This window comes from Arthrobacter sp. Y3221114 (assembly GCF_059092625.1).
Genome location: NZ_JBNHHW010000003.1, coordinates 228,006 through 249,962 on the forward strand (window position 1 = coordinate 228,006; position 21,957 = coordinate 249,962).

The following is a 21,957-nucleotide window of genomic DNA, read 5'->3' on the forward strand; positions in this document are numbered from 1 at the left end:
GCGGAACGTTTCTTGCCAGGACTGCTAAGCGGTGTTGGCCGGTCGCCGTAAGACCGGTCTTGTCCGAACGTCACTCGTTACCTCGTTGTCTGCATGCGTGGCATCACGGCGAAACTGCCGCTGCTGGGGACACTCCCCCTAGATGCCACGAACGGACGCCTCGGAGGGTTCCGTTCCCATTCTGCCTTGTCAACACCTGCCCCGGCGAACCGCGGGGCCGGGACGGCCCGGCACTGTTGCCGGAATGTGACCGCGCAGCTGCTGAAACGAATCAGCTGCAGCCGGGGAGGGCGGATGCGTCGCCGCCCTCGCCGATCGAGGTGACGGCCTCGACGGCGTCGTCCAGCGTCGCCACCGAGACGACCTGCAGCCCTTCCGGGACGTGGCCGGCCACCTGCGCGCAATTTCCTTCCGGCGCCAGGAACACGGTGGCCCCGGCTTCCCGGGCGCCGATCATTTTCTGCCGGATCCCGCCGATCGGCCCGACGGTGCCCTCGGCGTCGATGGTGCCGGTCCCGGCAAAGTGCTTCCCGCCGGTCATTTCCCCTTCCGTCAGGGTGTCGATGATGCCCAGCGCGAACATCATGCCGGCGCTGGGGCCGCCCACGTTGTCCAGTTGGATCTTCACCTCGAACGGGAAGTCGAATTCGGTGCCCAGCAGGACGCCCAGCTGGTAGTCGCCTTGGTCGTTGGCCTGCGGTGCCACATCCACGGTTTCCTCGCGGCCGTCGCGCGCGATGCCCAGTTCCACCGGGGCGCCCGCACTGGCGTTGAGCTCCTCGCGCAGCACCTCGATACCGGTGACCGGCCGGCCGTTGATGGTCCGGATCGCGTCCTGCAGCTCCAACACTCCTGCCGCCGCCGCGTCCGGGGTGAAGTCGGCGACCGAGAGGGTCTGCGAGTACTCCACGTCCAACTGGGTCAGGGCAGCCGCGACCGACGACTCCTGCGACGACGCCATCAACGCCGCATTTTGCTGCTGGATGTCGTCCTGCGTCACGTCCGGCGGATAGACCAGGTCCGCCGGCGCCACGCTGCGCTGGGGGTGGAGCCAGGCGGCCAGGACCTGCAGCATGTTGACGTTCGAGTTGGGGCCGCCCTCCACGTACACCGTCGTCAGGTCCAGGGCGCCGGAGGTTTTGTAGGTCGGGCGGTCCGGCACCTCGATCAGCGGGGTGCCGGAGACCTCACCGATGGTGTTGATGGCAGGACCGGGTGTTTCGATGACGTAGCCTGCCGGCAGCGCCAGCCCGGCCGCGCCGGCCACGACGGCAACGACGGCGGCGGTCGCCATGACCGGCTGCCTGCGGTTTCGGGCCCGCGGCGCGGCCGGCTGCGGACCGGGAGCGTTGCCGGCCCAGCCGTCCGTGCCGTGCTCGGTGCCGTTGTTGGTGGACTGTGTCACCTGCTGGTTTCCCTCTCGCTGTTGTCCGGGTCGCACACCTCACGCGCTGCCGCCCGACGGCGCTCGCGGCGCCTGCTCTAGCGTACGCCGTCGGTCCGGCATCGGTGGTGCTGCGCCTGCTCGGCCTTGAGCGAACTGCCCTTCTCCGGCGCGACAAGGAATCCCGGCTGCCGGTAACGTGGGACTCACGCAACATCCCGGGCACAGCCCCCGCCGCCTCCCCGGCAGCCGCTCGACCCGTGCCCGCTCCAACCCTCAAGGACCGGTGGTAGTGATGACCCCCAAGCAGCCCGACGACGACCCGCAGGATCCGCTGGCGGAGATGTTCGCCAAGCTCTTCGGTGGCCAGGCCGGGGCAATGGATCCCGCGGAAATTGCCAAGGCGGCAGGACTGCCCTCCGACCCCAATGCCCTGGCGCAGATGTTCCAGCAGGTCCAGGCGATGATGAGTGCCCCCGCCGAAGGTCCGGTCAACTGGAAACTGGCCCATGAAAGCGCCCGCAAGGTGGCGGCCTCGGACAGCGATCCGTCGGTCTCTTCGGCACAGGGCCGCGCCGTCGACGAAGCGCTCCGGCTGGCCGAGATGTGGCTTGATCCGGTGACGAGCATGCCCGGCACCGGCCTGATCGGCAGGGCCTGGTCCCGTGCCGAGTGGGTTGAGGCAACGCTGCCGACCTGGAAGCGGTTGACGGAGCCGGTCGCCAACAGCATCGCCTTCGCGCTGACCAGTGCGCTGACCGAGCAGGTGCCGGAGGAGATGAAGCAGATGCTGGGCGGGGCGCATTCCATGCTGCAGAACCTCGGCGGCGCGATGTTCGGCATGCAGCTGGGCCAGGCCGTCGGGGCCTTGGCCAAGGACGTGGTCAGTTCCAGCGATATCGGTGTCCCGCTGGTGGAGGGCAAGATGGCCCTGCTGCCGGCCAACGTTAAGTCCTTCGGCGAGGGCCTGGACATCCCCGGGCAGGACGTGCTGCTCTTCCTGGCGATCCGGGAAGCTGCGCACACCCGCCTGTTCACCCATGTCCCGTGGCTGTCCGGCTATCTGCTGGGCGCGATCGAAAGCTATGCCCGCGGCATCCACATCGACATGGGGCGGATCGAGGAAGTGGCCCGCGACCTGGATCCCACCAACCCCGAATCCATGCAGCAGGCACTCTCGCAGGGGGTGTTCATGCCGAAGCGCACGCCGGAACAGGAGGCCGCCCTGGCCAAGCTGGAAACGGCGCTCGCGCTGGTCGAGGGCTGGGTGGACGAGCTCACCGCCAGCGCGGCGGCCAACCTGCCCTCCGCCCCGGCGCTGCGCGAAACGGTCCGGCGGCGGCGCGCCACCGGCGGCCCGTCGGAACACGCCTTCGCGGCCCTGGTCGGCCTTGAGCTGCGGCCCCGCCGTTTGCGGGATGCGGCCGCCCTGTGGTCCGTCCTTACGGAGGAACGCGGGGTCGAGGGGCGCGATGCGATCTGGAACCACCCCGACCTGCTGCCGACCGCGGAGGATCTGGACGATCCTGCCGGCTTCAGCGCCCGCCGGAAACTGCTGGACGCCTCCGAGGCAGAAGTCGACGAGGCCCTGCAGAAGCTCCTGAGCGGCGGATTCGAAGGGCAGCCCGGCGAGGGCGACGCCCGGAAGCCGGACGGTACCGCCGACGGCGGCCCGGAAGGTCCCGCCGAGGGTGAGGACTCCGGTACCGCTGACGGCGGTCCGGAAGGTACCGGAGACGGAGACCGGAGCTAGCTGTCGCTGTCGCTGTCGGCGGCGCCGGCGCCGTCCACATCGTCCTCGTCCTGTAGGCCGCGGCCCATGGCAAACGCGGCGCCGGAGAGGAAGGCCTTGGCCCGTTCCAGCTGCGGATAGGCCTGCAGCAGTTGCCAGAAGCGCGGGCCGTGGCCGGCCTCCAGCAGGTGTGCGAGCTCGTGCAGGATCACATAGTCGATGACCCAGGCGGGCATGTCCTTGATCTTGTCCGAGATGCGGATGGTGCCCCGCGCCGGCGTCGCCGACCCCCAGCGGTCGTTCTGGTTGGAAACCCACCGGATGCTGGTCGGGATGGCGTTGCCGGCCAGATACCGCTGCGACAGCTCCGCTGCGTGCCGGGCCAGGTCAGTGTCGCTCGGAGCGGTCCGTCCCGCCGGACGGGAGCTGCGCGTTTCGAGCTTGGCGAGCATCCGCTGCACCCACTCCCGTTCCTGCGCCTGCGAAAAATGGTCGGGAATCGAAATCACGGCGGCTCCGTCCCGCCACGCGGCCGAGACGGTCCGGCGCCGGCGCGCGGACCGTTTGACCACCACGGGGGCGCCGTTGGATGTGGTCAGGGCCACCCGCTCCCCCGTGCCGGCCACGAGTGGCACCGGCCGCGAAGGCGTTGCGGTGCCGCGGGATTCCTGGGTCAGTTCTGCTCGGGACATGCGATGAGGTTACCGGGGTATCCGACCGTCCGCATCCGCGAAGGCCCGCTGCCCGTTTTCTGTGGATAACCGTCCGGCGCCTGCCACCGCCGTGCCAGCATGGAGAACCGGGACGCGCCCGGACCACGGGCCGGCGGCGAGGAGGGTTGCGGTGGCACAGTTGAGGATCAATCCCGGCCTGCGCATCCTCGAAGGCGCCGCGGGCAGCGTCCAGTTCGGCCTGGGCGCCGGCGGACTGGTGATCGACGGAACCGGGGAAGCAGACCGGCGCTTCTTGCGCCGCCTGTGCCAGGGCATCGAATCGGCCGATCTGGACGAGGTGCGGGCAAGCTGCGGCCTGGATAAGGAGCGGGCCGCGTCGCTGCTGGCGGCGCTGGCTCCGGTCCTGTTGGCGGGCTCCGGCGGGGAACGCTTGTCCGGGTTGCGCGCGGACCGGCTCGCGCCGGATGCGCGCCGCTGGTCGGCGGTCTACTCGGCCGATGGTGAGGGACCGCTTGCCGCCCGCGGCCGCTGCATTGTTCAACTGATCGGGCTGGGACGCACCGGCGCAGCGTTGGCCACCGCCCTGGCGGCGGCCGGCGTCGGCACGCTTCTGCTGGAGGACCCGGCGGTGGCCGGCCCCTCAGATGTCGGTTCCGGGGCCTTCCGGGTCGCCGACATCGGCCTGGGGCGCGGGGAGGCCGTGCGGCGGGCGGTGCACCAGATCGATCCCACGGTTTCCTGCCACCTCTTGCCCGGCGCGACCGGGGAGCAGGGCGCTGCCGGCATCTTTCCGCGGGCGCTCAGCCTGGCCGTCTACGTGGAGGGCGACGTGCCCGACCCCCGGGTCGCCGCGGCGCTCATGAGCCGGGGCCACCCCCACCTGAGCGTCCTGGTGCGCGAGCAGGACACCCTGATCGGGCCGTTGGTGGTTCCCGGCCAGACAAGCTGCCTTGGCTGCGTGGAACTGCACCGCGCGGACGCCGATCCGGCGTGGCCCGACGTCGTTGCCCGGTTGACCAGCCGTCCGTTCGCGCCAGCAGCTGACCGGGGCCCGGTCGACGAAGTGTCGCAGTCGGTAGCCGCGGCCGGACTGGCGGCGATGCAGGCCCTGCTGTTCCTGGACGGACGGAACCAGCCTGGAAGTTTTTCCGCCGTGCTCAAACTCGACAGCGGCGACGGCACCGTGTCGCGCCACGCCTATCCGCCGCACCCGGCCTGCGGCTGCGTGCTGGCCCCGGCGTCCTGAGCGCACACTTGCCCCGGCGCCTGCAGGTTCAGTTCGCAGCCAGGACGCGCAGCACATCCTCGCCGTAGCGCTCCAGCTTGGACGGCCCCACTCCGGCCAGCCTGGACAGCTCCTGCAATGACTGCGGCCGGGCTTCGGCGATGGCCACCAAGGTGGCGTCGGTGAAGATCACGAAGGCGGGCATTGAGGCTTCGCTGGCCGTGTCCTTGCGCCATTCGCGCAGCGCCTCGAACGTCGACTCCTCGTAGGTGGGAGGACAACTGTTGCACCGGCCGACCTTGCGTTCCGCCCCGCTGCCGAGCAGGCTGCCGCAGACGCGGCAAACCGCCGGCGCGGCCTGCTTGCGCCGCGCCGGGCGCTGGCCCGGCGCGCTGCGGACGGAGGAGGAAGAGGCCGGCCGCAGCCCGTCCAGGAACCGCGACGGCTTGCGGTTGGCGCGGCCGCCCGGCGTCCGGGCCAGCGACCAGGACAGGGCCAGGTGCTGGCGGGCACGGGTGATGCCCACATAGAGCAGCCGGCGTTCCTCATCCACGGCCTCGTCAGTGTCGGCGAAGGAGATCGGCATCAGCCCCTCGCTCAAACCGACCAGGAAGACTGCGTCCCATTCCAGGCCCTTCGCCGAGTGCAGCGAGGCGAGTGTGACACCTTGCACCGTGGGGGCATGCTGCGAGGCCGCCCGTTCGTCGAGCTCCGCCACGAAGTCGAGCATGGTGAACACACCGCCCGCTGCGGAACCGCGGGCGGTGTCCATCTCATCGGCCAGTCCCACCAGCGCGGCCAGCGATTCCCAGCGTTCCCGGACTGCTCCGCCGGCCTGCGGAGCCTCCCGGGTGTAGCCCAGGTTCGCCAGGACGTCCCGGACCAGCTGGGGCACGGGCTCAGTTCCCGCGGCACGGGACGAGGCCCGCAGCTGAAGGATCGCGTCGCGGACCTCCCGGCGCTGGAAGAACCGCTCTCCGCCGCGCAGCTGATAGCCGATACCGGCGCTGGCCAGCGCCTGTTCGTAGGCCTGGGACTGGCCGTTGGTGCGGAACAGCACCGCTATCTGGGCAGCGGCCACGCCGTCGTCCAGCAGTCCGCGGATGCGGGTGGCCACCTGCGATGCCTCCGCCTCGTCGTCGGCACATTCGGTGAAGGAGGGCTCGGGCCCGGCCGGACGCTGGGCGATGAGCTCCAGCGGCGTCGGCCAGCTGTCCGTGCCCCGCGGCGGCTGCCGGGTGCGGGCGGCCAGCAGCGAGTTGGCCAGCTGCACGACCTGCGGCGAGGAGCGGTAGTCCCGGACGAGTTTCACGACGTCGGCTCCGGGGAAGCGTTTGGTGAACTCGAGCAGGTGGCGGGAGGTCGCTCCCGTGAAGGAGTAGATGGTCTGGCTGGCGTCCCCGACAACGCAGAGTTCTTCGCGGTCCCCCAGCCAGAGGTCCAAGAGCCGCTGCTGGAGCGGCGAGACGTCCTGGTATTCGTCCACCACGAAGTGCCGGTACTGGTCCCGTACGGCGGCCGCCACCTTGGAGTCCTCCTCGAGGATCCCCACGGTGATGAGCAGGACGTCCTCGAAGTCGATGATGTTCCGGTCCGTCTTCACGTCCTCGTACGCCTGGTACAGCCGCGCCACCGTCGTCAGGTCGTAGCCTGCCGGTGCGGCACGGCCGGCCGCCCGGCGGACGTAGCTGTCGGGCGTGAGCATGGAAACCTTGGCCCACTCGATCTCGGCCGCCAGGTCACGGATGGCGGCACGGTCGGTGGTCAGCCGCAGGCGCCGGGCAGATTCGGCGATCACGCTGGCCTTGTGGTCCAGCAGGCCGGGCAACGGACCGCCGACCGCCTGCGGCCAGAAGAACTGCAGCTGGCGCAGCGCCGCGGCGTGGAACGTGCGCGCCTGCACCCCGCCCACACCAAGGTCGCGCAGCCGCGTCCGCATTTCGGCGGCTGCGCGGGCGGTGAACGTCACGGCCAGCACTCGCTGCGGCGTGTACACTCCGGTGTGGACGCCGTAGGCGATCCGATGGGTGATCGCGCGGGTCTTGCCGGTGCCCGCTCCGGCGAGGACACACAGCGGTCCGGCCAGGTTGGTGGCCACCTGCCGCTGTTCGTCGTCCAGCCCGGCCAGGATCTGGTCTTCGAGGCTGCTGTCCGGGAGGGGCCCGGCGGCGGCTGCGCTCATCGTCCGGCCTGCGGCAGCTCGCCGCCGTACCAGTGCTCGATCAGCGCCCGCGCAATCGAAATGCCGCTGGCCACCTGGATCTCGTCGGCCCTCAGCGCCGCGGCCAGTTCTTCCCGGCTGAACCACCGTGTGTCCAGGATCTCCACGCCGTCGGGCACCGACGCCGCGTCGGTCGCCACGGCCGTGAAGCCAATCATCAGCGATGCGGGGAACGGCCACGGCTGCGAACCGAGGTATCGGGGCGAGTGAACCACGACGCCGGACTCCTCCTCGATCTCCCGCACCACCGCGGCCTCGAGCGACTCTCCCGGCTCGACGAAGCCGGCCAGGGTCGAATACCGGCTGGCCGGCCATGCGCTGTTGCGGCCGAGCAGCAGGCGGTCGTCCTCGTCGATGACCGAAACGATGACCGCGGGATCCGTGCGTGGGAAATGCTGGCTTCCGTCGGCGGGACAGCTGCGCACCCATCCGCCCTGCTCGATCTCCGTGCGGTGGCCGCAACGCGGGCAATGGGTGTGGGTCAGATGCCAATTGGAAATCGCCGCGGCCTCCACAAACAGCCCCGCGTCCTGGGCAGAGAGCTCCCCCGCCACATCGCGCAGGCCCAGCCATTCGCCGTCGTACCCTGCCGCGTCTGCACCGTCCGCCAACACCGACAGCACAATGTCCGTCCCGACGGGCACATCCGCACCTTCCACGGCCCGTCCGAGGTAGATGGACAACGTTGTTGCGGCCCGTTCACTGCTCGGAAGCAACACGATCCTTCCGCCGCGTACCAGCGTCTTGCCGTCGGAAATGAGCATCACGTGCGTGGTGTTCCTGCCCCAGATGCCCTCCACCAGGCCGGGATGGCTGCGTCGCTCACAGCCGCGGTCCATGGTGGTGCGCGCCAACATCAGCTGGCCCAGCGGCGGGAACCCTGCAGCGGCGGTGCTAAGACTCATGCTCTCTACCGTACTCACCACAGCGCCCGGACTGTTATTCGCGCAGCCGCCGCTGTGGACTGCGCGACGGCGGCGCCTGCCGGTGCGGCCTGCGTCACCCTTCCGGCGACTCGCCGCGGCCGTGGCCGGGCTGCCGGTACCGGTTGCACGTACGGTGGACTACGTGAGAAAGACACCTCTGGAGCTGGCGGCGATAGCCAGCGCGGCCGTACCCGGGTTGACGCCCACGGGCGTTGCCGGTTTGCCAGACGATGCGGCGGATTTCCAGTCCGCCGTACTCACCGATGCGGCCGGCAAGCGGTGGCGCGTGCGTTCCCCGAAACACGCCGAGGCCAGCATGCGGCTGGAAACCGAACTGCTGGTGCTCCGCGCCTTTTCCCCGGCCATCCGCGCGGAGCTGCCTTTCCAGGTGCCCACCGTCGCCGGGACCGTCCAGCAGTCCGAGCTGCGCACCTTCGTTTACAACCACGTGCCGGGGAACATGCTGGCGCTGGAAGCGCTGGTCGCCGCCGGCGCCGCCGTTCCGGTATCCATCGGACGGGCAACGGCCGGCATCCACGACCTTCCCCAGCGCATGGTCGATGCCGCGGACCTGCCCAGCTACACCGCCGACCAGTTCCGCCAGCGCAAGCTCAACGAACTGGACCAGGCTGCCACCACCGGCAAGATACCGCCGGCCCTGCTGCGGCGCTGGGAACATGCCCTGGAGGACGTGGCCCTCTGGAAGTTCAACCCGTGCGTGGTTCACGGCGACCTGCACGAAGACAACCTGCTGGTCCATGACGGCAGCGTCAGCTCCGTGACCGGCTGGACCGACCTGCGCATCGGCGACCCGGCCGACGACTTTGCGTGGCTGGTGGCCGTGCACGAACAGTCATTCGCCGACGTCGTGCTGGAGTCCTACCGGAAATACCGCAAGGACCCGGTCGATCCCCACCTGATGCGCCGGGCAGCCCTGTCCGCCGAATTCGCGCTCGCCCAATGGCTGGTCCGCGGACTGGCAGCCGGCGACCAGACCATGGTCGACGAAGCAGTCGACATGCTGAACGAGCTCGAAGCCGACGTCGCCGAACACGGCGGCCAGCCCATCAGTGTGACCGCTCCCCCGCCGCCTGCCGTTCCCCCCACGGTGTCCGCGGCTGCGCCTGCGGCGCCGGCCCGGGAACCGGCAGCGGGTTCCGAGGTCCGGAACCGTGCCGCGGAGCCCGCTCCCGCCGACCAGCCGGCAGGGGACGAGCCGGCGGACGGCGGGCAGGACGGCGCCGACGGGGCGGTCTCCGCGAACGGGAACGGTTCGCCACAGCAGGCGCAGCGGCCCGACGGCACCGCCCGCGTCCATCTCGCCAGCCGATGCGGGAGTTCCAAGGTCACGCTGCTCCCGATTGGGGATCCGGCCGGCGATCCCGCATCTGCGGCATCCCCCACAGCCGGGCAGGACGCCGCGGCGCCTGCGCCGCCGGAGGACAGCAGCGCTGAAGGCGCCGCGCCCGCCGGGAACGAGGCCCGGCCGGCCAAGGAAGCCGACCCCGCGTCCGCGGACACCACCGCGATTCCGATCATCAACCAGCGGCGCTGACCGCTGCTGCCGGGCGGCCTTCTTGTGGCCGGCCCTAGGCGTAGGCCCGCAACACCGCCGCTTCCAGTTCCGCTTCGCCGGCCAGATCGTGCGGGCGCACCAGTTTGTCCTGCCCAACGTAGTAAAAGGCAGCCTTGACCCGGTCCAGGCCGATGCCGTGCAGGCGCGCCCACGCCAGCCGGTAGACGGCCAGCTGCACCGACTTCACCGACATTTGCCTGCCCGTCGGCGCCGTACCGGTCTTCCAGTCGATCAGGTCCCAGCTGCCGTCAGCGTCGCGGAACACGGCGTCGATGCGTCCGCGCACCACAACACCGCCGACGCGGGTCTCGACGGGCACCTCAATGGCTGCCGGGACCCGGTCGGCCCATTCGGAGGCCTTGAACGTCTCGACCAGGCCGGCCAGTTCATAGGCCTCGTCGACGTAGGCGTCCGCCGCATCCGGGTAGTCCTCGAGATCGAACATCCCTGTGGTGCCGAAGTATTCCTCGATCCAGCTGTGAAACGCGGTGCCCTTTCGGGCGGCCATGCCGGGTTTCCGGGGCACCGGACGCCGCAGGCGCCGCGTGACTTCGTCCGGGTCGTCGGCCAAGTCGACCAGCAGCGACGCGGAGATATGCGCCGGCAGCTCCACCTCACCGGCGGTGGGGGCGGCATTGTGCCGTTCCAGGAGCAGCCTGGCTTCATGGGCCCACGCGGAGTCCGGGGCCGGCTGCCGGTCCTGTGCCAGCGACTCGAGCACTGCCTGCGCGGCCTGTTCCATGGCCGCGCGGCGGCCTGCACGGCGCCGCTGCGGGATGCCGCTGCGGTAGACCTGCGGTCCTTCCAACGGATCGAAGGGCCACAAGGCTGTTTCCACTTCGGCCCGAAACGGATTTTCCGGCCCGAGTTCCTCGTCCCCTACCCATTGCCACACCTGCACTGCGGTGGGTTCGCCGTCTGACATCTCGTGCAGTTCGGCCAGGAAGGCCGACGGCGCGGATGGCTTGACCTTGCTGCCGGTCCAGCCGGCTGAACTGCAGACCAGCAGGTGCTTGGCCCGGGTGTAGGCGACGTAGGCCAGCCGGCGCTCTTCGTCTTCACCGTGTGCCTGGACTTCCGACTTGTAGTCCGCTTCCGCGTTCAGCCAGGACAACTGGTCCGGCTGGTCGGTATCCCACTGGGGAAGGTCGGACCGGTCTCCGCGCAACGGCCAGGGCAGGGCGGCGTGGCCGCTGCTCCACCGGTTGTCCGAGGAGGAGGGGAAGGCGCCGTCGTTGAGTCCCGGGACGAAGACCGCGTCCCACTCCAGGCCCTTGGAAGCGTGGACCGTCAGCAACTGCACGGCATCGTGCCGCACGTCCACTTGCGCCATGTCCAGGCCTCCCTCTTCGGCGGCAGCTGCTTCCAGCCACGCCAAAAAGGCCAGCAGGTCCACGCGCTGTGACGTCTGCATGAATGCGGCCGCTGCATCGTGGAACGCATCAAGGTTGCGCCGCGCCTGGTGGATGCTCTGGCCGGGTTTGGAGGCAACTTCGATGTCCAGCAGCATGGTCCGTTCCACTTCGCCCAGCAACAGCGTGAGGTCATCGCCGACGAAGCTGCGCAGGTAGCGGACCTCTTCGGCCAAGCGCTCCAGACGCTCAAGCGCGACGGGCGTCAGCGATCGTCCGTGGCGCGAGGTCCAGCCCGGCTTGGGCAGCCGGTCCAGTGCCTCGATCAGGGACGCGGCCTCGGCCAGGTCCTGTTCGACGACGGGCTCCCCCGCTGCCTCATCCCGGTCCAAATCGGCAGCCTCGCCTGCCGCTGCCGAGCGGCGCCGGCTCTCCAGGAACCGGGACCAATCGGCCAGGGCCATCAGGTCGGCCGGCCCGATCCGCCAGCGGGCCCCTGCCAGCAACCGCATCAGCGCGTCGGAGCGTCCCGGGTCGGCCAGGACGCGCAGGGTTGCCACGAGGTCCACGATCTCCGGCTGCGCCAGCAGCCCGGCCAGCCCGATGATTTCGTAGGGAATGCCCCGCTCGTCGAGCGCCTTGGCGATGCCGGGAATCTGTGCCCGCCGCCGGCACAGCACGGCGGTGCTGACGGGTTCGGCACGGCCCGTTTCCGGGTCCCGGGCGAAAACCGTCATCCGCGCTCGTTCGATCGCGTCGGCGAGCGCGAGGGTCTCCTCCGCCTCGGTCGCGTAACGTCCCAGTGCCACCGTTCCGTCCGTGGCTCCCGGCCGTGGGCGCAGCGGCGGAACGCTGATCCTGCCGGGGCGCGGCCGGTTCGGGTCTTCCCGGTTCAGCGGTGCCGAAATCCGGTTGGCCATCCGCAGGATATTTTTGCTGTTGCGCCAGGCCACCGTGAGGAAACCGGCCGGAGCCGGGGCCCGGCGGCCGTCGTCGTCGACCAGGGGGAAATGCTCCCGGAAAGCGAAGAGCTGGCCGGCGGAGGCACCGCGGAAGCCGTAGATGGACTGGTTCGGGTCGCCGACCGCCGTTACGGCATGCCCGTCCCCGAACAGTTGGGAGAACAGCACCATTTGGGCGTGGGAGGTGTCCTGGAATTCGTCCAGCAACACCACTTTGTACCGGCTGCGTTCCAGTTGGCGGGCCTGCGGCACTTCACGGGCGATGCGGGCCGCGAGCGAGACGAGATCGCCAAAATCCAGCACCCCGCGTTCCCGCTTGGCCCGGTTGTAGCCGGCGGCCAGATTGGCCACGGTGATCCGGGTCCGCAGCCGGTCCAGCATTTTCCGCACATCCTGCTTGGCCGGCTTCGTGCTGCCCTCGACATAGGGAAGCGCAGCGATCCGCTCCACCTCTTCCGCCAGATAGCCGGCTGCATGGTCCGGGGTGACCAGGTGCTCGGAGCATTCCCCGGCGAACTGCATCACGGCGTTGACCAGGGTCGATTTGCTGGCCGCCAGGTGCTCGACGGGGCCGTCGTACGCCTCCACGCAATGGCTGGCCAGCTGCCAGGACTGCGCGGTGCCTAACAGCACCACGTCGCGTTCGATTCCCAGGCGCAGCCCGTAGTCGCTGACCAAACCGTTGGCGTAGGAGTGGTAGGTCGAGACCTTCGGTTCCAGCAGTCCGGCGGCGTCGTCGGCCTCCTGCGGCAGAAGGCCCTTGCGGTCCAGCCTGGCCAGCTGCGCGCGGATCCGGGCGGCCAGCTCGCCCGCGGCCTTGCGGGTGAAAGTGACACCGAGGATTTCATCCGGGCGGACGAGGCCATTGGCCACGAGCCAGACCACGCGGTCGGCCATCGTCGCTGTCTTGCCGGAGCCCGCGCCGGCGATGACCAGCATCGGCTGCAGCGGGGAGCTGATGATGGCCGACTGTTCCGCTGTCGGCAGATGCTGACCCAGCAGCCCGGCAAGTTCTTCCGGGCTGTAGGTGGTGGTGACCGCTCCGATGCTCATTCGGTGACCTGCCTTCCTTCTGCGCACAGGGGACAAATTTCCGGTGCACGGCAGCCGTGGCCGCCGTTGCCGGTACGCTGCGGATCGTGCCGGGCCTCGAACTCCGAACCCGCCATGAGCGCCGCGGCCTCATGGATCATCGCCGTGGCCCACTCGTCGCCGTCGGCCAGGCTCTCCTGCTGCTGGACCTTGACCGTTTTCAGGTCCTGTCCCAGTTGGACCAGGGAAGCGCCACCAGCGGCAGACGCATGCTCGGAGAATCCTCCGGCCTGGACCGCCGCCTGGTAGCTGCCCAGCTGCGGGTGCCGCTCCAGCTCTGCCTTGGTGGGGGCAGCACGACCCGTTTTCAGGTCCACGATGTGCAGCCGCCCCTCGGCGTCCAGTTCCAACCGGTCCACTTGCCCGCGAAGCCTGGCCACGCGTTCCGGGCCCTGCAGGTCCACGGAGAAGTCCTGCTCCACGCCGACCAGGCTCCGGCCCTCCGCGCGCATCTGGATCACGTACTGGGCCAGCCTCCGGACCATCCCTTCGGCACGGTTGAAGTCCAGCCGTCCCTCCCAGTTCTCCTTCATCCCCAACTGCGGCCAGCGCCGGACCAGTTCGGCAACGTATTCCGTTCCCGTGGCCGCGGGAAAGTCCTGCGCAATTGCGTGGACCAGGGTGCCCAGGCTGCGGGCGAAATCGGTGGCCGCTTCGCCCCCTGCCGCTTGGACGAACCAGTCGAGCGGAGATTTTTGGACGGCCTCCACCTTCGAGGGAGAGACCGGGACGGGTTCCCCGTCCGGCACGACGGGTGCCGTGCTGCTCAGCTGCTGCAGCCCCCACCAGTCGCGCGGGTGCGCCCCCGGGACCGGCACCGGGCTGGCCGCCAGCATGGCGAGCACGGCGGCAGCATCCGCCGCCTGTTCCGGACGGGTCGCGGCCTGCTGCGCGGCCTGCCTGAGTTCCGCTGCCAAAGCACGCACGGTTCGCGGCCGGAGGACTTCCGTCGCCGGCCGGGGGGTTTCCGGGTCCAGCCAGGGGTCAACCAGATCCAGGAACTGGGACGGCTGGGCGTCTTCGGACTGCACTGCCGTGCAGATCAGCCGGCGTTCGGCGCGCGAGATCGCCGTGGAGAAACTGCGCAATTCGTCGTACCGGATGTCCCGCAGCCTGGTCACCGCGTCGATGCGCCGGGCGTCCTCGACGCCGTGCTCCAAAACCTCAACGAACTCCGTGCTGCCCAGCAGTTCCCCACGCAGCCGGGTGTTCGGCCACACTCCTTCCTGGACGCCGGCCACGATGACCAGCGGCCAGCCCCGGCCTGCCGCCGAGGCGGGCGTGAGCAGTTCGACAGCTTCACGCACCTGGGCCCGCGGCGCGAGATTGTCCATCGGCAATTCCTGGTTTAACAGGTACTCCAAAAACTGCCGCGGGCTCGAGCCGGGGAGTTGGTCCACATACCGCTCCGCGGTCTGGAACAGCGCCATCATGGCGTCGAGGTCCCGGTCGGCCCGCACGCCGACCGGTCCGCCTTGCAATGCCTGTGCAGCCCAGCGATCGGAGAGCCCGGCGGCGGACCACAGGGCCCACAGCACGGTCTCGGCGTTGGCCCCCGGCTCGGCCGCCGTGTCCCGACCGGCTTTGAGCATCCGCGCGATCCTTCTGGCGGATCCGCCTTCCCTTCCGAGCGTGCCGAGGAAAACGGGGTCGCCGAGGGCCTCCACAAGCAGCGAGTCGCTGGACCGGCCTCCGCCGCCGAGCAGCTCTTCGCGCCGCAGTGCCTGGCGCAGGCGGCGCAGGTCGATCGCCGTTGCGCCGCCGATCCTGGAGGTCAGGAGGGCGACAGCAGCGTCAGGGGTGAGGAGTTCCGGCTCCAAGGCCATGGCCAACGCGTCCAGCAGCGGCCGGACCGCTGCCTCGTCGCGCACCGCGGTTTCGGCGACCGGGACCTTGACCGCGATGTCCTGGCCGGTGAGGTAGCGCGCGAGGGCCGAGAGCTGGCCGCCGGTCCGGACGATCACAGCCATCTCGCTGAGCCGGTAGCCCTCGAACAGCCTGGCTTCCAGGATCCGCTGGGCCACATAGCGGTGCTCGTGGACCGGCGACGCGACCACGTGGGCGCTGGCGGCGGGCACGCCGTTCCGGTCCGCGGCGTCGTGGGCGGGTTCGGCTCCGCCCCCCGCTTCTGCTTCCTTACCGGGATGGACGAGGTCACGGGCGCGGTGTGCCCCGGCGACCTGGGAAATCCGGGCCGCGGCGGACTGCCAAGCGGTTGCGATCCCGGGCGCCATCCGGTGCGAGCTGGTCAGGACCAGCGTTTGCAGCGGCCTGTCCGGTGTGCCAACCAGCCCCGGCAGCCTGCCGAGGACATCCGGGCGGGCGCCCCGGAACCCCTGAACGACGGTGTCCGGCGAGGCTGCGAGCACGGCATCCTGTCCCTCCACGAGCAATGCCAGGAGTTCGAAGACGGCGGGATTGGCTTCCTGAAGGTCGTCCGCCAGGATCAGCCGGAGGCGGCTGCGCTCCCGGTCCAGCAGGCCGGGATGCTCCAACAACAGCTGGCGTGCCGAGGTGATGATTCCGGCCGGGTCGAAGGCCTCGGGCATCCGGAGGTCGATCACGTCACGGTACTCGCGATACAGCCGGGCCGCCGCGATCCAGTCCGGTCGGCCATACTCGCCGCCCATCTGCTCCAGTTGCCCCGCGGTGCTGCCGTACTCGGTCAGCCGGTCGAAGAGCTGGCGGACCTCCTGCCGGAAGCCGCGGGTGGTCAGAGCCTGCTGCAGGTCCTCCGGCCAGCCGGCCCCCCGGCCGAAGCCGGCGCGATGGCCGGCCAGCAGTTCGGCAATAATCTGGTCCTGCTCGGGACCGGACAGCAGCCGGGGCGCGCGCTCCACCAGCGGCAGCAGCCCTTCCACCCGTGCCCGGCGGATCAGGTCGAAGGCGTAGGCCGACCAGGTCCTGGTCGGGGACGTGCCCAGGCTGCGGTTCAGCCGCCCGGTCAGCGCGTCGCGCAGGCGCGCGGCCGCCAGGCGGTTCGGGGCCAGGAACAGCAGGTTTTCCGGGTCCAGCCCGGTTTCCTCCACGCGACGAACCGCGTGCTCAACTAAAGCGGTCGATTTCCCCGTACCCGGTCCGCCAAGGACCAGTACCGGACCGTAGCCGGCGGGCAGGTCGATGACCTGCGCCTGGTCCGGGCTCGGAAGCGGCGCGCCGGCGGACCTGGTTTCGGGCCGGACCAGTTTCAGCCCAACGGATGGCTTGGTCTCGATCATGGCCCCATCCCATCAGCCGCTTCGGACACTTTGCGCCGGAGCTCCTCAATCGCCGCAAATTCCTCCGGTCGGGGCGTCCAACGGGCTTGGGCCATGCGCACCCTGGCCGGCCCCGCTGCCGGCTCCGCCAAGGGTGTGACTTCCCGGCGGTAGTGCGCGACGGCCTGTTCCATCAGCGCATCGGGCAGCGAACCGTCGGCGCGAATGATGCGCCACCAAGGAACCGCGGCCCCGTGCAGGGACATGATCCTGCCGACCAGGCGGGGGCCACCGGCATCGAGCAGCTCGGCGACATCGCCGTACGACAGCACCCGGCCCCGCGGAATGATTGCTGCGAGGTCGAGGACCGCCTCTACTACCGCATCGCGCATTACACCAGTGTAATTTGGTCGTATCGCGCCCTGCACCGGCTGACGGCCGTGCCGGCTTCCCCACATCCCGCGGGGCCTCCCCGGAATTGTCGGATCCGCCGGATAGCGTTGCGGACATGAACAACTGGCATACCGGTCCCCGCGCGGCATTCGATCTCGAGACCACGGGCCGTGATCCCCACAGCGCGCGGATCGTGACGGCGTCGATCGTCCTGGTCGACGAAGCGGGACAGCCGCTGCAGGAGCGGGAGTGGCTCGTGGACCCCGGAGTCGAGATCCCGGCGGAAGCCGCGGCTATCCACGGGGTCAGCACCGAGCGGGCCCGCAGCGAGGGCCTGCCCGCGGCAATTGCGACCGCCGGTATCGCCGAGGCCCTGACGGGTTACTTCGACGCGGGCATTCCGGTCATGGCCTTCAACGCTGCCTACGATTTCACCGTGCTGGCACGCGAATGCTCCCGGTACGGCCTGTCCGCTCCGGTGGCTGCTCCGGTGATCGATCCGTATGTCCTGGACAAGCAGGTGGACCGCTATCGGCGGGGGAAGCGCACCTTGGTGGCGCTGTGTGAACTCTACGGTGTCCGACTCGACGCCGCGCATACGTCGGCGGCCGATGCCCTGGCCACCATTGGGGTCGCGGATGCCCTTGCCCGCCGCTACGCAGGCTTGTGCATCGACGCGTCCGAGCTGCACGCCCTGCAGATCGACTGGTGCGCAGAGCAGGCGGCGAATTTCGAGGCCTGGCTGCGGCGCAAGGATCCGGAAGCCGTCGTGGACGGTGTCTGGCCGGTGCGCCTGGTGCCCGCGGCCGTCTGACGCTTCCGGCCCGCGCGCACGCACCGGCCCCTGACTCAGCGCGGCGCTGTCAATTTCGGGTCGCCGTATGACGCAACATCCCGTCGAATTCTGGCGCGTTGTCGCGGCTGTCATAATTAATCCTTGATGACAGCACATGCTATGGCGGCTGTCGACGCTCCAGAGAACAATTTCCCGAGGTTCCATGATCACCGTTACCGACCTGCGCAAGGTCTATCGCCAAGGCGGCCGCGAAGTGGTGGCCCTGGACGGCGTCAGCCTGTCCGTCCCCAAGGGCACCGTCCACGGCATCGTCGGCCATTCCGGTGCCGGCAAGTCCACTTTGGTGCGTTGCCTGACCCTCCTGGACAGCCCGACGTCCGGATCGGTGTCGATCAACGGGGCTGAGCTCAGTGCCGCCCGCGACGCCGACCTGAGGTCGGCCCGGCGCCGCATCGGGATGATCTTCCAGCACGCCAACCTGATGGACTCCCGCACCACCGCCCAGAACGTGGCGCATCCCCTGGAGATCGTCAAGACGCCCAAAGCGTCCATCCGCGCCAAGGTTTCGGAGCTGATCAAGCTCGTCGGCCTCGAGGGGTTTGAGGACGCCTACCCGTCGCAGCTCTCCGGCGGCCAGCGGCAGCGGGTGGGCATCGCCCGCGCCTTGGCTTCCGACCCGGACGTCCTGCTCTGCGATGAGCCCACGTCAGCCCTGGACCCGAAGACCACCGACGAAATCCTGACCCTGATCCGCGATCTGACCGAGCGGCTCCAACTGACCGTGCTGGTGATTACGCACGAGATGCAGGTCATCAAGCGGATCTGTGATTCGGTGTCGCTGCTGGAGGCCGGCCGGATCGTCGAACACGGCCCGTTGCGCGAGGTCGCCGCGGATTTGGGCGGCCGCCTTTCAAGCACGCTGCTGCCGCTGCCTTCGGCCGAGGCGACAGGCGGCGGCACGATGCTGGAAATCCTCTATTCCGGAGAACGCGCGTCGGAGCCTGTGCTGACCGGTGCCGCCCGTGCCTTCGGCCTGGACTTGAACGTCCTGGCCGGCAGCGTGGAGTCGTTGGCCGGCACCCAGTTCGGCCATTTGCGCATCCAATTGCCGGCCGGAGCGGACACGGCTGCCCTCACCGAACATCTGGTCGGCCAGGGCGTTGCCGTCCGCGTTCTCCAGGAGGATGCGGCATGAACTTCTTCGACGAACTGACGACGAACCCGGGCATCACGAACGCCCTGCCGGAAGCCATCGGCGAAACGCTGCTGATGGTCGGGGTCTCGGGCGCCTTTACCCTGCTGATCGGCCTGCCGCTGGGCATCTTCCTCTACACCAGTGCGCCCGCGGGGCTGCGGCCCATGCCGGTGACGAACCGGATCGTGTCGGACATCATCGTGAACATCACCCGGTCCATTCCGTTCGCCATCCTGATGATCTCGCTGATCCCGCTGGCGCGGGTCATCACCGGCACCTCGATCGGGGCCCTGGCCGCTTGTGTCTCGCTCACCATCGGCACGGTGCCGTTCTTCGCCCGGTTGGTGGAGACCGCGCTGCGGGACGTGAGCTCCGGCAAAATCGACGCGGCCCTCGTCATGGGTTCCACCCGCCTGCAGGTCGTGGCCAAGGTCCTCGTTCCCGAGGCTTTGCCCGGGCTGGTCGCTGCCTTGACGACGACGTTGGTCACGCTCGTGGGATACTCCGCCATGGCGGGCCTCACCGGCGGCGGCGGCCTCGGCCAGCTCGCCTACAACTACGGCTTCCAGCGTTTCGACACCACGGTCATGGTGGTCACGATCGTGATCATGGTGGTCCTTGTCCAGCTGATCCAGTGGGTCGGCGATGCCGTGGCCCGGCGGGTGGACCACCGCAGCGCTTCCACCGCCGGCGCACAGAAGCGCCGGCGCCATGAGCCGGAAACCGCTGTCTGAAACGCGGGCGTCACGACCGTGTCGGGACACCGCCGTCCCGCTCCCTAAGCTTCCCGCCTGCCTCACGGGCAGCGGAAGAATGCAGCCAGTAGCCGCTAGCTGCACCACATCCGGGACGAGCCGCCTTCGGCCGGCCCGGTCATTCGAAAGGAACGCACGCAGATGCGTAAAGCACTAACGCTTATTGGCACCGGCCTGGCTGCGGCCTTGGCGCTGACGGCTTGCGGTGGCTCCGAATCCACCCCCAGCGCCGAGACCACGCTGGATCCGGCCAATCCCGTCACTGTCACCGTAGGCGCCACTCCCGTGCCGCAGGGCCGGATCCTGGAGTTCGTGGACGAGAACCTGGCCCAGGAGGCCGGGATCGATCTGGAGATCAAGGAATTCACCGATTACCAGACCCCGAACATCGCCCTGAGCGACGGCTCGCTGGATGCCAACTACTTCCAGCATCTGGACTTCTTTGAGCAGCAGGTGGCCGACAAGGGCTACGACCTCGAACATGGCGAAGGCATCCACATTGAGCCGTACGCCGGGTTCTCGTCGAAGCACAAGAGCGTCGACGACCTTGGCGAGGGCGCAACCATTGCGATCACCAACGATCCGGGCAACCAGCCGCGTGCGCTCAAGATGCTCGAGACGGCGGGCCTGCTGACGGGGATCGAGGACGATTCGGCGGCCCTGACGCTGACCGAGGAGCAGAACCCCAAGGGCCTGAAGTTCGAGGAGAACCAGCCGGAAATCCTGGTCCAGTTGATCGAGGATCCGAAGATCGACCTGGCCATCATCAATGGCAACTTCATCCTGGATGCGGGGCTGAACACAGATGATGCTGTGGTCGTCGAGTCCTCCGAGAACAACCCGTATGCCAACTTCCTGGCCTGGAACGCCGGTGACGAAAATCCTGCCGTTGCCAAGCTCGAAGAGCTGCTGCACACGCCGGACGTGAAGAAGTTCATCGAGGATACGTGGCCCAACGGCGACGTCTTCCCCGCTTTCTAGCAAACGGTCCGCAGCCGCCGGTGTGGGCGGCAGCAGCCGACGTTAGGAAGGTCCCCGGAAGCTTTAACTTCCGGGGACCTTCCCGTTTCCGGCCGGCTCGTATCTGGCCCGCTGGCGCCTAGGCCCGCACCGCTGGTGGCCCGCGGCGCCTGGTCAGCGGCCCCGCCGGGCCGGCGCGGGTTCCTCGGCGGTGGTCCTGCCCGACATCACCTGGATCACCACCCAGCCGACGGCCGTGACCGGAACGGCCAGGACGGCGCCGATGATGCCGCCCAGGATGGTTCCTGCGGTCAGGGCCAACAGGATCACGAGCGAGTGCAGGTCCACCGAGCGGCCCATCACCACCGGCTGCAGGAAGTTGCCTTCCAGCTGCTGCACGATGATCACGACGGCGATCACCACCAGCGCGGCCAGCGGCCCGTTGGCCACCAAAGCCACCAGCGTCGCCAACACACCGGCGACCGTGGCGCCGACAATCGGGATGAATCCGCCGATGAAGATCAGCACCGAGAGCGGCAACGCCAGCGGCACCTGCAGGATGAACAGGGCCAGGCCGATGAAGAAAGCGTCGACGGCCGCGACGGTGGCCGTGCCCCGCACGTAGCTGCCCAGCACGTCCATGGCGCGCGAACCGGCCAGTTCCAGCTGCGGCCGCCGGACCGCCGGGAACCAGCTGAGCAGGAAACGCCAAATGCGCGGGCCGTCCTTGAGGAAGAAGAACAGGATCACAGCCATCAGGACGGCCCCGGTGACGACTTCGGCCGCCGTCGACAACCCGCTCAGCGCGCTGCGTCCAACCGTGGCGCTGGTCAGGAAGTCGAGCACCCCGGCGAGCGCCTCGTCGATCTGCTGCTGGCTGACCGGCAGCGGGAAGTTGGCCAGGAACTCCTGCAGCTGCATCCAGCCCTCGCGGGCGGAGCTGACCAGTTCATCCGCTTCGCTGCGGACCGCGAAGACGATCCCGGTTATCACGCCGCCGAGCACCACAAGGATCCCGAGGAACGCGGTGGCCGTAGCCAGCGCCGCGGACCAACCCCAGCTGCGCAGCAGCCGCACCACCGGCCCCACGGCCGCCGCCAGGATCAGGGCGATCAGGACGGGAATGACCAGCAGCCTCAGCTGCAGCAGCCCGTAAATCACCACCACGGCCAGCAGCAGCGTCAGCAGCAGCTGTGCGGAGCGCGTGGCCGTGCGCCCCAGTCCGTCGGACCACATTGCGCGGGGCACGGGGGCGGGGCCGGCCTCCGGCCGGGACAGCACGGGCGCCGGGCCGGCCTCAGGCTGGGGCGGCACGGCGTCGTACGCCGCCTCTCGTTGGGGCTGCACGCGCACCGGGGCGCCCTCGGGCCGGGCAGCCTCGGCGTCGTGATTTTCCTGCGTTTGCCTGCGCCTGGAGAACAGGCCCATCTGCACTCTCCTGGGTTCGCGCGGCGGTTCCGTATACCGCCGTCAGCATCAGTCTGCCATGCCCGCCTCCCGGGGACCGGACGGCAGCC

15 protein-coding genes are annotated in these 21,957 nt (G+C 69.4%); 7 read left to right on the top strand and 8 right to left on the bottom strand.

Annotation, left to right across the window (positions count from 1 at the left end):
- Nucleotides 1–271 precede the first annotated feature (271 nt).
- On the bottom strand, nt 272–1,405 hold the full coding sequence (locus AC5RV3_RS08040) for a YlbL family protein (RefSeq protein WP_494121667.1): 1,134 nt from the start codon (nt 1,403–1,405) through the stop codon (nt 272–274).
- Nucleotides 1,406–1,679: 274 nt separating this feature from the next.
- Here AC5RV3_RS08040 and AC5RV3_RS08045 point away from each other — a divergent pair, with 274 nt between their 5' ends.
- Nucleotides 1,680–3,137, top strand: a complete 1,458-nt coding sequence (locus AC5RV3_RS08045) for a zinc-dependent metalloprotease (protein WP_494121668.1) — start codon at nt 1,680–1,682, stop codon at nt 3,135–3,137.
- On the opposite strand, the gene AC5RV3_RS08050 is transcribed toward AC5RV3_RS08045, so the two are convergent.
- A complete protein-coding gene (locus tag AC5RV3_RS08050) occupies nt 3,134–3,808 on the bottom strand; it encodes a M48 family metallopeptidase (protein ID WP_494121669.1) in 675 nt (224 codons plus the stop codon). The genes AC5RV3_RS08045 and AC5RV3_RS08050 overlap by 4 nt on opposite strands.
- Nucleotides 3,809–3,959: 151 nt before the next feature.
- Between AC5RV3_RS08050 and AC5RV3_RS08055 the strand changes: the two genes are divergently transcribed.
- Nucleotides 3,960–5,036, top strand: a complete 1,077-nt coding sequence (locus AC5RV3_RS08055) for a TOMM precursor leader peptide-binding protein (RefSeq protein ID WP_494121670.1) — start codon at nt 3,960–3,962, stop codon at nt 5,034–5,036.
- Between the two features lie 28 nt (nt 5,037–5,064).
- Here AC5RV3_RS08055 and AC5RV3_RS08060 read toward each other — a convergent pair whose 3' ends face one another.
- Together AC5RV3_RS08060 and nudC are read right to left on the bottom strand one after the other, a co-directional pair.
- A complete protein-coding gene (locus tag AC5RV3_RS08060) occupies nt 5,065–7,197 on the bottom strand; it encodes an ATP-dependent DNA helicase UvrD2 (RefSeq protein WP_494121671.1) in 2,133 nt (710 codons plus the stop codon).
- Entirely contained in the window at nt 7,194–8,141 is a 948-nt protein-coding gene (nudC, locus tag AC5RV3_RS08065; RefSeq protein ID WP_494121672.1) for an NAD(+) diphosphatase, read from the bottom strand. The genes AC5RV3_RS08060 and nudC overlap by 4 nt, the downstream gene beginning before the upstream one ends.
- Before the next feature lie 163 nt (nt 8,142–8,304).
- Here nudC and AC5RV3_RS08070 point away from each other — a divergent pair, with 163 nt between their 5' ends.
- A complete protein-coding gene (locus AC5RV3_RS08070; protein ID WP_494121673.1) occupies nt 8,305–9,717 on the top strand; it encodes a macrolide 2'-phosphotransferase in 1,413 nt (470 codons plus the stop codon).
- 34 nt (nt 9,718–9,751) lie between these two features.
- On the opposite strand, the gene AC5RV3_RS08075 is transcribed toward AC5RV3_RS08070, so the two are convergent.
- Genes AC5RV3_RS08075 through AC5RV3_RS08085 form a run of 3 tightly spaced genes read right to left on the bottom strand, consistent with a single transcriptional unit; the run spans nt 9,752 to nt 16,733 of the window.
- Nucleotides 9,752–13,105, bottom strand: coding sequence for an ATP-dependent helicase (locus tag AC5RV3_RS08075; protein ID WP_494121674.1), 3,354 nt, complete (start codon nt 13,103–13,105; stop codon nt 9,752–9,754).
- A complete protein-coding gene (locus AC5RV3_RS08080; RefSeq protein ID WP_494121675.1) occupies nt 13,102–16,362 on the bottom strand; it encodes an ATP-dependent helicase in 3,261 nt (1,086 codons plus the stop codon). The genes AC5RV3_RS08075 and AC5RV3_RS08080 overlap by 4 nt, the downstream gene beginning before the upstream one ends.
- Nucleotides 16,359–16,733, bottom strand: coding sequence for an MGMT family protein (locus AC5RV3_RS08085; RefSeq protein WP_494121676.1), 375 nt, complete (start codon nt 16,731–16,733; stop codon nt 16,359–16,361). Before AC5RV3_RS08085 ends, AC5RV3_RS08080 begins: the two co-directional genes overlap by 4 nt.
- A 116-nt stretch (nt 16,734–16,849) precedes the next feature.
- Between AC5RV3_RS08085 and AC5RV3_RS08090 the strand changes: the two genes are divergently transcribed.
- The 4 genes from AC5RV3_RS08090 to AC5RV3_RS08105 all read left to right on the top strand — a co-directional run bounded on the left by AC5RV3_RS08090 (nt 16,850) and on the right by AC5RV3_RS08105 (nt 20,461).
- Nucleotides 16,850–17,548 carry a 3'-5' exonuclease gene (locus AC5RV3_RS08090; protein WP_494121677.1) on the top strand — a complete coding sequence of 233 codons (699 nt, stop codon included), beginning with the start codon at nt 16,850–16,852 and terminating at the stop codon, nt 17,546–17,548.
- A 184-nt stretch (nt 17,549–17,732) separates the two neighbouring features.
- Nucleotides 17,733–18,725: a methionine ABC transporter ATP-binding protein gene (locus tag AC5RV3_RS08095; protein ID WP_494113445.1), complete on the top strand. Its 993-nt coding sequence runs from the start codon at nt 17,733–17,735 to the stop codon at nt 18,723–18,725.
- Nucleotides 18,722–19,459: a methionine ABC transporter permease gene (locus AC5RV3_RS08100; RefSeq protein WP_494121678.1), complete on the top strand. Its 738-nt coding sequence runs from the start codon at nt 18,722–18,724 to the stop codon at nt 19,457–19,459. The genes AC5RV3_RS08095 and AC5RV3_RS08100 overlap by 4 nt, the downstream gene beginning before the upstream one ends.
- A gap of 162 nt (nt 19,460–19,621) precedes the next feature.
- A complete protein-coding gene (locus AC5RV3_RS08105; protein ID WP_494121679.1) occupies nt 19,622–20,461 on the top strand; it encodes a MetQ/NlpA family ABC transporter substrate-binding protein in 840 nt (279 codons plus the stop codon).
- 153 nt (nt 20,462–20,614) lie between these two features.
- On the opposite strand, the gene AC5RV3_RS08110 is transcribed toward AC5RV3_RS08105, so the two are convergent.
- Nucleotides 20,615–21,868 (bottom strand): AI-2E family transporter, encoded by a 1,254-nt coding sequence (locus AC5RV3_RS08110; protein WP_494121680.1) that lies wholly within the window; start codon nt 21,866–21,868, stop codon nt 20,615–20,617.
- Nucleotides 21,869–21,957 lie beyond the last annotated feature (89 nt).